This is a genomic window from Paenibacillus sp. FSL R5-0914 (genome assembly GCF_038004525.1).
GTDB lineage: Bacteria > Bacillota > Bacilli > Paenibacillales > Paenibacillaceae > Paenibacillus_AQ.
This window is the reverse complement of the sequence record NZ_JBBORH010000003.1, coordinates 651,102-663,410: the sequence shown is the minus strand read 5'-3', so window position 1 is coordinate 663,410 and position 12,309 is coordinate 651,102. Positions and strand designations below refer to the sequence as shown.

The 12,309-nt window shown below is 46.2% G+C and carries 9 protein-coding genes; 5 read left to right on the top strand and 4 right to left on the bottom strand.

The genetic code is table 11. The features are described 5' to 3' along the window. Nucleotides 1-74 precede the first annotated feature (74 nt). The 3 genes from MKX60_RS26345 to MKX60_RS26335 form a co-directional block, all read right to left on the bottom strand. On the bottom strand, nt 75-980 hold the full coding sequence (locus MKX60_RS26345; RefSeq protein ID WP_341061420.1) for a carbohydrate ABC transporter permease: 906 nt from the start codon (nt 978-980) through the stop codon (nt 75-77). After that, on the bottom strand, nt 977-1,858 hold the full coding sequence (locus MKX60_RS26340) for a carbohydrate ABC transporter permease (protein ID WP_341061419.1): 882 nt from the start codon (nt 1,856-1,858) through the stop codon (nt 977-979). Before MKX60_RS26340 ends, MKX60_RS26345 begins: the two co-directional genes overlap by 4 nt. 88 nt (nt 1,859-1,946) lie before the next feature. Next, the gene (locus MKX60_RS26335) at nt 1,947-3,305 is read right to left on the bottom strand and encodes an ABC transporter substrate-binding protein (RefSeq protein ID WP_341061418.1); all 1,359 of its coding nucleotides are present in this window, start codon (nt 3,303-3,305) and stop codon (nt 1,947-1,949) included. Between the two features lie 151 nt (nt 3,306-3,456). Here MKX60_RS26335 and MKX60_RS26330 point away from each other — a divergent pair, with 151 nt between their 5' ends. Genes MKX60_RS26330 through MKX60_RS26320 form a run of 3 tightly spaced genes read left to right on the top strand, consistent with a single transcriptional unit; the run spans nt 3,457 to nt 7,825 of the window. Continuing rightward, nucleotides 3,457-5,250: a sensor histidine kinase gene (locus tag MKX60_RS26330; RefSeq protein ID WP_076286290.1), complete on the top strand. Its 1,794-nt coding sequence runs from the start codon at nt 3,457-3,459 to the stop codon at nt 5,248-5,250. Between the two features lie 20 nt (nt 5,251-5,270). Continuing rightward, complete coding sequence (locus tag MKX60_RS26325; protein ID WP_341061417.1) at nt 5,271-6,833, top strand: response regulator; 1,563 nt, start codon at nt 5,271-5,273, stop codon at nt 6,831-6,833. Continuing rightward, entirely contained in the window at nt 6,833-7,825 is a 993-nt protein-coding gene (locus MKX60_RS26320) for an AraC family transcriptional regulator (protein WP_341061416.1), read from the top strand. Before MKX60_RS26325 ends, MKX60_RS26320 begins: the two co-directional genes overlap by 1 nt. A gap of 56 nt (nt 7,826-7,881) precedes the next feature. On the opposite strand, the gene MKX60_RS26315 is transcribed toward MKX60_RS26320, so the two are convergent. Next, on the bottom strand, nt 7,882-9,456 hold the full coding sequence (locus tag MKX60_RS26315; RefSeq protein WP_341061415.1) for an alpha-L-rhamnosidase-related protein: 1,575 nt from the start codon (nt 9,454-9,456) through the stop codon (nt 7,882-7,884). Nucleotides 9,457-9,861: 405 nt separating this feature from the next. Here MKX60_RS26315 and nrdI point away from each other — a divergent pair, with 405 nt between their 5' ends. After that, the gene (nrdI, locus tag MKX60_RS26310; protein WP_042185827.1) at nt 9,862-10,221 is read left to right on the top strand and encodes a class Ib ribonucleoside-diphosphate reductase assembly flavoprotein NrdI; all 360 of its coding nucleotides are present in this window, start codon (nt 9,862-9,864) and stop codon (nt 10,219-10,221) included. Continuing rightward, on the top strand, nt 10,208-12,292 hold the full coding sequence (gene nrdE / locus MKX60_RS26305; protein WP_341061414.1) for a class 1b ribonucleoside-diphosphate reductase subunit alpha: 2,085 nt from the start codon (nt 10,208-10,210) through the stop codon (nt 12,290-12,292). The genes nrdI and nrdE overlap by 14 nt, the downstream gene beginning before the upstream one ends. Nucleotides 12,293-12,309: the final 17 nt, after the last annotated feature.

Sequence of the window (12,309 nt, the reverse complement as noted above, 5' to 3'; positions counted from 1 at the left end):
GTCTAGCTGCTGCTGTCCTCTTCAGAGATTTAAAGAGTCGTCGATGAGATATCACATGATGCAGTTTCTGAAGATTAGCCTTTCACTGAACCTACCGTAAGTCCCCCTACGAAATACTTCTGTAGGAACGAGAAGGCAATCAGTAGCGGAAGCGCACACAGCATACAAGCTGCGAAGAGGACGTTCCACTGGGTTGGATTCTGCTGGTCACCCATGAAGCCAAGCATGGCTAGCGGCAGTGGAGACTGCGAGGACTTGGATATAAACGTCATATTGAAAAAATAGTCATTCCAAATCCAGATGCCCTGCGTGATGATGACCGAAACTGTGACGGGAATCAGTAGCGGGAAGACCACTGTCCAGAACCGACGAAAAAGTCCCGCACCATCAATATGTGCTGCTTCTTCTACCTCCTCCGGAACACCACTACGAATAAATCCGGTGTACAGGAATGTTGAAAATGGCAGGCTGCAGGTAACGAACATCAGGATCGGCGTATACTGCGTGCTTGGAATACCCAAGCTGTTGATCATTTGCACAATTGGAATCAGAACCATCTGTCCGGGTACGACTAGCCCGGCAAGGAAGAAAAGATACAGAAACTGGCTCCATTTACTTCTGATTCGGGCCATCGGATAGGAAGCCATAGCCGCGAAGATCACAACTAAAACAACGGAAATTGCTGTCAGCACCACACTATTTAGTAGAGCGGAATCAAAATGCATCCGTTCAAAGGCTGTCCGGTAACTTGTAAATGATATCTCATTGAACAAATCAAGCGGGTTTGTGTTGTTGTCCGGTGATCTCAGTGAGGTGGACAGCACGATCACAAGCGGAATTAGATTCAGTACCATAATCACGATAACGAGGAGCTGAACAAGTATTTTTTTGAGAATTGACCCGGCTCTAACAGGCTTCCGCACGTTTCGGACAGGCTTATGCTGCTGCAGGATGTTGCCTACTGCTGTTCCATTACTCATGCTGACACCTCTTTTCTATTCATCATCAGGACAGAAACCGCAGTAATAGCGATAATCAGCATAAACGAAATAATCCCGAGCGCCGAGGCCTTGCCAAACATTTGCTCCGTGAACGCCATTTTATAAATCGAATAAATTAGGGTGTTAGTCGAAGTTCCAGGACCTCCATTAGTCATAATAAACGGAAAATCGAAGGCTTTCAGACCATTAATTAAACTCAGCGTCGTATTGATCGTAATGGATGTGGCAAGCAGTGGGAGCTTCACAAACCGCAATAGCTTCCAGGCACCGCAACCATCGATTCTGCCGGCCTCGAGCAGCTCACTAGGAACGGTCTGAAGACCTGCCAGAAAGATAATCATTGTTGTTCCGACGTTCTTCCAGATTTCTACGAAAATAATAGAATATAGCGCCGTGGAATAGCTGCCGAGAAAATTCAAATTATCATTTGCAATCCCGAGCTTGGTCAAGAATGTTGCAATCATCCCGCTGTCCGGCATATAAACATAACTCCAGATGAAGCCGACCACAATCGCACTGAATAGAGTCGGAATGTAGGAGATGGAGCGGTAAAAGCCCTTGCCTCGAATCTTCATGTTCAGCAGCAGCGCCAGTCCAAGCCCGATTAGATTGCCCCCCACTACGCTGACAACCGTATAAATGAGAGTATTCTTGATCGAGTTGCCCAGCGTACCTCCGCTAAACAAATCCTTATAATTATCAAAGCCGATATAATTAAAGGTTTGGGCGTACCCGTTAAAATCTGTAATGCTATATTGAAACAGCTTCGTAATCGGGAAGATCCAGAATATTAAATAAAAGATCAAGGCCGGAACTGCGAAAAAATACATCGTTTTTTTCATTACAGTTGATTTCATCTCTGTCTCATCCTCCTATCCAGAACCGCTCCGCCAGTCAAGCGAGCTAAATGACAGGACTGGCGGGACGACCTTCAGTAATTCCCGTTTAATTTTTCCACAATTCCTTGAACTTGTCGTCCATAGCCTCTGTAACCTGCTCCGGAGTAGTCTTTCGTCCACCAATAATCTCGGCGAATTTAGCTTCCATCTCTTCAGCTACACCCGTTGGCCACATTTGATTCGGGAAGTATACGGACTTTCCATTATTCAGGTATGAATCATTAACTTCTTTGAACAGGTCATGATTCAACGGAACACCTTTATACACGCTGATCGAACTGTTGGCTTCGGTCCAAGCCTTGAACAGATCTGACTGACCATCAAACAGGTAATTCATAACTTCCTTGGCAATGTCCAGATTCTCCGATTTGGCGTTAAGCGCGAAACCAGCAGCAGTGGCAGCAGAGACATAAGTGGGCTGGCCTGAATCGTTAGCAGGCAGAGAGAAGAATCCACGGGTAAAGTCGGCTGCACCTTTGGCTGTCAGTGTTGCATAATCCCAGGTTCCGTCAAACACCATAGCCGCTTTACCATCTACGAACAGTTGAGCCGCTTGAGCACTTCCAAGTCCAAGTGAGTTCTTGACTACATAACCTTTGTCATATAATTCCTTCATTTTGGAGATCGTGGCTACCCACTTTGGATCTGTTAACGATTTTTCTCCCGCTTGAAGCTTGGTATCGAAATCCATTTCATCCGGATAAACCTCATTCGCTGCGATTTGATACATCCCGAACTGGAGGAACCAAGGATCCTTGTCCGCGAGTGAGATTGGAGTAATGCCCGCATCCTTCAGCTTCTGGCAAGCTTCCAGGAATGAGGTCCAATCCTTCGGCATTTCTATGACACCCGCCTGCTTGAACAAATCCTGATTGTAATACACCCCTAGATAATCAAGACCTCCAGCGATTCCATAAGGTTTACCCTCATAAGACATATCATCTTTCGCCCCTTGGCTGATGTTATCCCAAAAGGTTAAATCCGATAGATCAGCCGCATAGCCGGCCTTTGCCATGTCCAGGACACCGAGGGATGCATTTCTTGGGAATACCCAGTAAATATCAGGCCCTTTACCTGAAGCGAGCTTTGTACGAATCGAAGTGAAATATTGCTCATCCGGAAGCTTGGAAGTTTCGAGCGTAACGTTAGGGAACTTTTCCTTCACGAGCTTAGGCATAATATCAAGTGCAAAATCCTGTCCGTCCGGGGCTTTAGTGCCAGATACCATCATGGTCAGCGTCACCTTTTTCGCACTGTCTGTTGTTGCTGCCGGAGCATTTGTAGCGCTTCCACTATTTTCAGCGTTACTAGTGTTGCTGTTGTTACCTGAGCCGCAGCCTGCTAGAACAGCAAGTAACAGCGCTAACATTAAAGCTCCTGTCCGTTTTTTAGTACGTAATTTCATAGAATAACCTCCCTGTTTTCATATCACTTCTATTTCCCGGCATCCATTTTTTGTTGGTTGCTGTATTGTTATTTTAATCTTGTAAGCGGTATAATTACTTTTGCATTTAGGGTGCACTATTTTACGAACGGCTTAAATCGGAGGAGAGCGAATGAAATTTTCCAGTATCAAAACGAAACTCTTTCTAGCACTCGTTCTTGTATCTGTCATTCCGATTGTGATCGTCACGTATAACTCCTACCGGAGCTATACCAATCTGGTCAACCAGCAAACCTCTCTCGTTGCCTCCAACACCATCCATAATACCGTTAAAGGCATTGAGGATATTTTCGGAAATATTGAACGCATTTCACTTACCATTCAGCAGCAAACCTCCAGTGCGACCGCATACACTACCGTTAGCGACGAGCTAAAAAAACTGGCCAGCACCAGTGATTCCTATGACATTTTCATTATACAAAACAAGCTGAAGCTGATCTTTGAGAACTTGCTACTGAGCTATGATTATGTTAATGGAATCTATCTTTTTTCTCCTGACGGCAAAAATATCAGCTATGGCAGTACGGCGGAACTGAAGGTGGGATATGTCCCCCTCCAGGATGCGTGGTATCAGAAGACCATTGCCAACAAAGGTCAGCTGTATATCGGCGAGCCCGGTGTAAAGCCTTATATCATTAATTCTGAGCCTTCCCTGGTATTCTCCCGTGCGCTCTATGATATGAAGACTCAGCAGTTCCTTGGTGTGTTTATGCTGGACTGTAGCTTAGATATTTTCAAAGGCTTGAATCAAGACGCTGTCCCAAATATGAGTTATTTTGTACTGGCCAATGACGATGGCAACATTATCTACGACAGTACCGGCCAGAACACGGACTCACGGCTGCCGGAGGACTTAACCCGCAAGACCGAGGCTATGCAGGGTGATGAACTGGAATTTTACAATGAAAATAATTTGACGGTTATTCAGCGACTTCCTGTATATCACTGGACAGTTATCGCCAATATTTCGCTAAGTGAGCTGTACGAGAAATACGGAATTTCCAACAAGCTGATCCTTTATATTTCCCTTACTTGTGCGGTCATTTTCATTCTGCTGTCCATCCTATTATCCAACTGGATTACTAAGCCAATTACCCAACTCGCCAAAATCATGCGCAAAAACAAATCGCAAAAATTCGTTACAACCGAGATCAAACCTAAGCGGGTTGACGAGATCGGCTTTCTGTATACGGAATACAACAAGATGATGCAGGACATCGACATCTTTGTCAGAGAGAGCTATCAGAATAAAATTCTGACCATGGATTCACAAATGAAAGCGCTTGAAGCCCAGATTAATTCGCATTTTCTGTATAATACACTCGAATCTATCAACAGCATAGCTGAAATTGAAGAGGTTGAAAGCATTGCTGTAATGACCAAAGCGCTGGGAGATATGTTTCGCTACAGTATCAAGACGGATAGTGAGCTGGTATTTGCCCGGGACGAGATTCAGCATGTCGATAACTATATGGCCATCCAGCAGATCCGCTACGGCAGCAAAATCTGTTTTGTAAAAGAGATGGAGGACTCCGTTCTGGAAGCGAAAATTCTCAAGCTGATCCTTCAGCCCTTAGTGGAGAATGCCGTCTATCACGGCTTGGAGAATAAAAGAGGTAACGGCATGCTCTTACTAAAGGGCTATCTGGAGCCTGATACCAAGCGAATTATTTTTGAGATCCAAGATGACGGGATTGGTATCCCAGAAGCACGGCTTAAGGAAATTCAAACACTGCTAGATCAACCACCGGAATTCATGGGGCTTGGTCACCGGAGCAGACAGAGCATCGGGATTAAGAATGTGCACTCTCGCATCGCCCTGTATTACGGCTCAGATTTCGGACTGACCCTATCCAGCGAACCCGCGCTGGGAACAACGATCACCCTAACACTCCCCTCTAAATAAAGATAAAAGGAGACTGGATCATGTACAAATTCATAATCGTCGACGATGAGCCTTTGATCCGCCAGGGTCTACTAAAAAAAATCAAGGCAGTGACTAATGAACTGATCTTCAGTGGAGAAGCCGACAATGGTGAGGATGCCTTGGACCTTATCCAAGCGACGGACCCACATCTAATCTTCACCGATATGCGGATGCCCGTGATGGATGGAAAATCCCTGCTTCGTCAGCTGCAAAATGATTATTCCGATAAGAAAATCATCGTCATCAGCGGATTTTCCGATTTTGAATATATGCAAGAAGCGATCTCAGCCAGAGTTGTCCACTATTTACTGAAGCCGTTCAGCAAAGACGAGATCCACCAAGCGATCTCCAAAGCGATAACCGCCATAGAGAGTGAGCAGTCCGCTAAGGCGGAAACTCTGAATATAACCAAAGAAGCGGAGCAGCTAAGCCTACAGGGAGATTTGCAGGCCCTGCTTCAATACATTGCCGGCTTCTACCCGGCTGAGAAGCCGCCAAGCTTCCGATCAGCCCCATTGCTCAATCTGATGACATCCCGAAGAATGATCCTATTGACGCTCTATAATCCAGAAGATCTAGTTGCCCAAGAACCCTATCTGGAGAGGACTAGTATCTTTCTCCCTCATCCTCAGAGCAGGAAACTCGCCTTTTCACTCCTGCTATGTGATGCTTCACTGAGTGATTCCAAGGTGCTAGAACTGGCTTCTTATGAAGCCAAACAGTTGATCGAAGAAACTGGACCACAAGCCTGCATCGGCATAAGTGGCAGAAAAACCGATCTGAAGGAACTGCCGAAGGCACGGCTAGAATCGATGTCCGCATTGAACTGCCGGACCATCGCCGACCAGGGACAGTTTTTCCACTACCGCCCGGGTAGCTACCAAGCAGGGCCGGAAATGTGGGAAGGTAGCCGGGAACTCATCTTTTTCATCGAATCTGGGAATAGCGATAAGGTGAAAGATCGAATTCACGACTATTTTGACTATTACCGAGGGCAACCCGCAGCAACAATCCATCAGTTGAAAGAGAACTGCCGAGCCATAATCACAGAGGTCAAAACCTTGGTTTCCGTCTATTTTCCTGTAGAGAACGGACAACATACATCATCCAGCCTTGAAGGCGTACTTAATATTTCATTTGATTCGGAAGAAATCCGGGGATATTTCCTGACCGTACTCACTTCGATTGCAGAATTACTAAAGGAACAATCGGTCTATGCCTCTCCCAACGTCATTGATAATGTAAAGGTATATATCCGCAAAAACATCTGCTCGTCCCTCACGCTAGAGCATTTATCGAATCTGTTCTACATCAGTCCGAGCTATCTTAGTTACTTGTTTAAGGAGAAGACGGGCGAAAATCTGATTGATTATGTCAACAAAGAGCGAATCGAACGTGCCAAGTTGCTGCTCCGTACCAGTGATGAGAAGATTTATAAGATTGCCAAGAGTCTTGGGATCGATAACGCCAAATATTTTTTCCGCCTATTCAAGAAAATGACCGGGTTCACACCAGAGGAATATCGAAAATTAAGTGAAGCTGAAAAAGAGGGGGCACGCTAATGGATCATATGGAGCTGGATTGTTATCTACGCCGCCTTGATGCAATCGAAGCCAAACAACAGTACACCCGTCGCAACATTAATGAATTTGGTGGCAAAGAATTGATCTTACCTCACGGAGAACGGGTTCCGCGTCTACCGGTACATCATTTTTTTAATCAGGGCGATTATCATATCAGCAAGCACCACCGGTTCGCCGATATGCCGGAGCATACGCATACATTTATCGAACTAAATTATATGTATTCAGGCCGCTGCCGTCAGACTATTGGCGGATCCGTCGTAGAGCTGACTCAAGGCCAGATTTGCTTGTTGGATACGGACGTACCCCATTCAATTTTTACACTTAATGAAGACGATATTTTGATCAATATTTTGATGCGAAAGGAAACACTGAACGCGGCATTTCTGACCCGGCTGGGTTCTGACGGAAGATTAAGTGATTTTCTGATCAACGCCCAATCTCCCGCTGCAGCCCATGACCGTTACCTTGTCTTCCGATCAGATAACAGTCATAACCTTCACCATATTCTCGCCAGCATGATGTGCGAGTACTTTGATCCCCGTGATTTCTCCGCGGACATGATCAACGGTTATATGGTCATCGTGTTTACCGAGCTCATGCGGGTTCTAAACCAGAACACCGCCCCCAGTGGATTACCTACCACTAAACGGGGCGATCTGCTGGAAATCCTACAATATCTGGAACATCATTTTAATAACTGCTCCTTGAAGGATTTGGCCACACGCTTTAATTTCAATCCCAATTATCTGAGCAATCTACTTAAGAAAAGCACAGGCAAAACGTTTGGTGAGTTGGTACAAGAGCATCGTATGGCTTATGCCGCGCTCTTACTCGCTAACAGTGATCGACCGATTGGAGATATAGCCGGAGAATGCGGATATGAAAGCCTAAGCTTTTTCTACAAAAAATTCGCGGAACGATACGAAGTTACTCCGCTTTTGTACCGCAAGCAGAGCCAAACAACCTGAGACACCATTTGCTACGGTGCTCAGGCTGTTCGAGCTGATATCGAATAGGCATCTGCTTATAATTGATATTTGCGGATCAGATACGTTGGCGTACAGCTCCAAGCATGGCAATAACTATTAATTAAATGACTGCCATAGGGAGAAAAGCTCTTGTCGCTTGGATTATACAGCTCCCAGAACGTATCAGCCCCGTCTTTAATCATCTGCCCCCAATACTTCTTGATCTCCGAAATGGCTGTATCCCTTTCGCCCATCTGAATCAGTGCCTCAATAAAATGGTGAACCATATAGGGTGTGGTCATCGGAATGGGAGCGGAATCCTGCTGAAGCCGTAGCAATAGTCTCTTCCCGCGCTCTTCTTCAACGATTCCGGCAAGCACCATCCAGATCTGAGAAGCCCATGAAACCTGCCTAATATCACCACTAACAAAATAGCCTAATTCAGAGTCCCATAAGTGATCCAAAGTGGCCTTCGTAAGTTCTTCAATCGTCTGCCGTAAACGATCCTGTCGTTCATTTCCGAGAAGAACGGCCAGATGCAGCGCGCATTTCAAGTTATAGATTAAGATAGCCTGCGCCGGGGCCTGTTTGTTCAGATCCGGATGCCAGTCAATAAAAGCCCACCAGGTCTCATCGTCGGTCACAATGCCACGCTCGTCCAATCGTTCTAAAGCCAGCTCTATCTGCCGATAAGCAGATGGCCACAGCTCCTCCAGCGTGTTCCGGTCATCTGTAGCCAAGTAATAATCATGAAGTGTAGATACAAAAAAGAGTGAATAATCATAGAGATACGTATCGTCAGGTATGACCTGGGGTTTCATGAACAAGTTAGCCGTGATCCGACCCCGCTCATCCGGATAAGCTGCAAACAAGTACAGGCATCGCTTAACCAGATCATTGCCTGAGAACGTTTCGTAATTGGCCAGCGCCTGAAGCCGCAGGTCACCAAGCCACAGTCTTCGGTCCCGCTTAGGTCCATCTTCGAAGACCTCCTGCATACATTCTTCCAGCGTCTTCACGCTGACTTCATCAATGGCTTGCAGTTCAGGATCTGTGTGGCCCAACGGAGCCTGAAGGGAGCGGTCAGCCGAAGTTTCCGCTGTACAACTAATTTCAGCAAAGGATACTTTATACTTCGGTGACGTATCAAGTACCTTAAGCTTTACATACCGAAAGCTGTATCGACGATCCAGATTTAGTGATGAAGGCAGTATATCCAGATGAACTCGCTCTTCCTGTAACCACGAGCTGCTTAGCCATCCGTCATACTCAGAAAAGGATTCAGCCATCTCCACCGGCATTTCCCCGAGGGTGATCTGCAGATGTAACGGAGCATCCGGGGGACTACCTATTGGAATAATCCGAATCGCCAGCCTTCCCACTAGATGCTCTCCGAAATCTAGAATAACCTCCTCCCCTTTACCAAAAGCAATGGCAGAAAGAGCCTCTGCACCTTGAATCGATTCTGACTGCCAGCCATGCACCGCTAGTTCATTCTTTACAACCCGGATTATCTGCTTCGGTTTACAATCCCGGTAAATAAGCTGAGGTTGAAGCTGCTCTGCGGTTAAAGCGAACACCTCATTTTTATGGATAGTTACCGCTTGCTGGCGCTGCATCGCTTGAGTCATAACCTATCTCCTCCTTCATTGGTCTTGTTCCCCCTCTAGTAAACCTCAATTCCGCTTGCCTGAACATACAGTGAATACAGCTAATCTTACTCTTATTACAGTTCTGCTCAACGGAGTGACGCTAATTTGTCATGATAAAAAAGATGCAGTAAGATCCATCACAAAAAACAACACAGCTGCCTTAGCAAACCGCTCCAACCTGCGTATTTTCGTGATATTAACACTTTAATAGAGCGTTTACTAGACCAATTTCCAACTAGTTAGGATGCACTTTTCATGTTGACTTTTCAACATATAGTGATTAAAATAAACAACGCACACTAAATATAGTATGCATATGATTTTCCAGTATTTATAGCTTATCTATTCAATCTTTACAGTAATATATACAGGGGGAGAGACTCCATGCTAGTCGCATACGATTCAAAAACCGGAAACGTCAAACGCTTCATTGGTAAGCTTAAGCTGCCAGCTGTGCAGATTGAAGAGCATATGACCATTGACGAGCCCTATGTGCTTATTACATATACCACCGGCTTTGGACAGATTCCAGAGAAGGTGTCTACTTTCTTGAAGAACAATTATTCCAATTTGAAAGGCATCGCCGCCAGCGGCAACAAGAACTGGGGCGAGCTGTTCGCGCATAGCGCAGACTTGATTGCAGATCGGTACAATGTACCAGTTATCGGTAAATTTGAGCTGTCGGGCACATTTGGTGATGTGGAACGAATTAAACAGGAGGTGAGCCGAGTTGCGGCATATTGAACTAAACAACATGTTGATGAAGAGAGACGAAAGTGGTTTCTTTCAATTGGATAAAGACCTTGAGGCAGTAGCCGAATTTATGCGGGATGTAGAACGGCGGAGCTTGGTTTTTGAGAATACAAAAGCCAAGGTTGATTATATGATTGAACAGGATTTCTACGAAAATTTTTACGAACAGTACAGCTTGGCTGAGATTGAAGATGTCTACCAAATTACCCATTCTTACAACTTCAGCTTTCCATCCTATATGGCAGCTTCGAAGTTCTATACGGATTACGCTGTAAAAAGCAATGACCGCAAGCAATATCTGGAGCATTATCCGGACCGTGTGGCGGCAGTTGCCCTTCACCTAGGACGCGGCAACGCCGCTACTGTCGGCATGCTTGCCCGTTCGATGATGGAGCAGCGTCTGCAGCCAGCGACTCCGACCTTCTTGAATGCCGGCAAGAGCCGGCGCGGTGAGCTTGTCTCCTGCTTCCTTATCGAAATGGACGACTCGCTTAATTCGATCAACTATGTGCTCAATACCTGCATGCAGCTATCGAAGATCGGCGGTGGCGTGGCTGTCAACCTGTCCAAGCTCCGTTCTCGCGGAGAGACAATCAAGGGTGTGGAGGATGCGGCTAAGGGCATTATACCTGTGCTCAAGCTGATGGAAGACGGCTTCTCCTATGCTGACCAGATGGGTCAACGAAAAGGTTCTGGAGCCGCCTACTACAACATTTTCGGATGGGATGTTCTTGAATTTCTCGACAGTAAGAAGATCAACGCCGACGAAAAAACAAGACTCAAGACCCTGTCCATCGGCCTGATCATTCCGAATCGCTTCTATAAGCTGGCGAAGGACAATGAACCGCTCCATGTATTTGCCCCTTACAGTGTGTACAAGGCTTACGGCACTCATCTTGATGACATGGATTTGGATGATATGTACGATAAGCTGCTAGCCGATCCACGTGTCAAAAAGAGAAAGGCCATGAGCGCACGGGATATGCTGACCAAAATCGCCATGATCCAGCTGGAATCTGGCTATCCATATATTATGAACAAGAGCAACGCCAATGAGGCCCATGCCCTGAAAAACGTTGGACAGATCAAAATGTCCAACCTCTGCACGGAAATCTTCCAGCTGCAGGAGACCTCAGAAATTGCTGATTACGGACAGGAAGATACCATCCGCCGTGATGTAAGCTGCAATCTGGCTTCCTTGAACATTGTCAACGTGATGGAGCATGGCAAAATCCGTGAATCCGTACATGAGGGCATGATCGCCTTGACTGCAGTCAGCGATATGACCAGCATCTCTAATGCCCCAGGCGTAGCCAAAGCTAACAAAGAGATGCACTCCGTCGGTCTCGGCGTCATGAATCTGCACGGCTATCTAGCCAAGAATAAGATCGCTTATGAAAGTGAACAGGCTCGCGATTTTGCCCGGACCTTCTTCATGACCATGAACTACCATTCACTGGAGAAAAGCATGGAGATCGCTGCTGCAACCGGCCGGTCTTTCCATGGTTTTGAGGCTTCTGATTATGCTACAGGAGCTTATTTTGAGCGTTACCTGACTACGGATTACCGCCCTGTAACGCCAAGGGTACAAGAGCTGTTCGGAGATATTTTCATCCCATCCCCTGCGGACTGGGAACAACTGCGGGATGCAGTAAAAGCAAATGGCCTGTACCATGCTTACCGTTTGGCAATTGCGCCGACAGCCAGCATTTCCTATATTCAAAATGCTACTTCAAGCGTTATGCCTATTGTAGAGCAGATTGAGACACGGACTTATGCTAATTCAACGACTTACTATCCGATGCCGTACCTGCGTCCAGACAATGTATTTTTCTATAAATCGGCTTACCAAATGGATCAGTTCAAGGTGATCGATTTGATCGCGGAAATTCAGCCCCATATCGACCAGGGCATCTCGACCGTTCTGCATGTTAACAGTGATGTTTCCACCAGAGAACTGGCCCGCTCCTACCTGTATGCGGCGCATAAAGGCTTGAAGTCGCTGTATTACACCCGGACCAAAAAGCTGTCCGTCGAGGAATGCCTCACCTGCTCGATCTAACTGGAAGGCTATAGCCG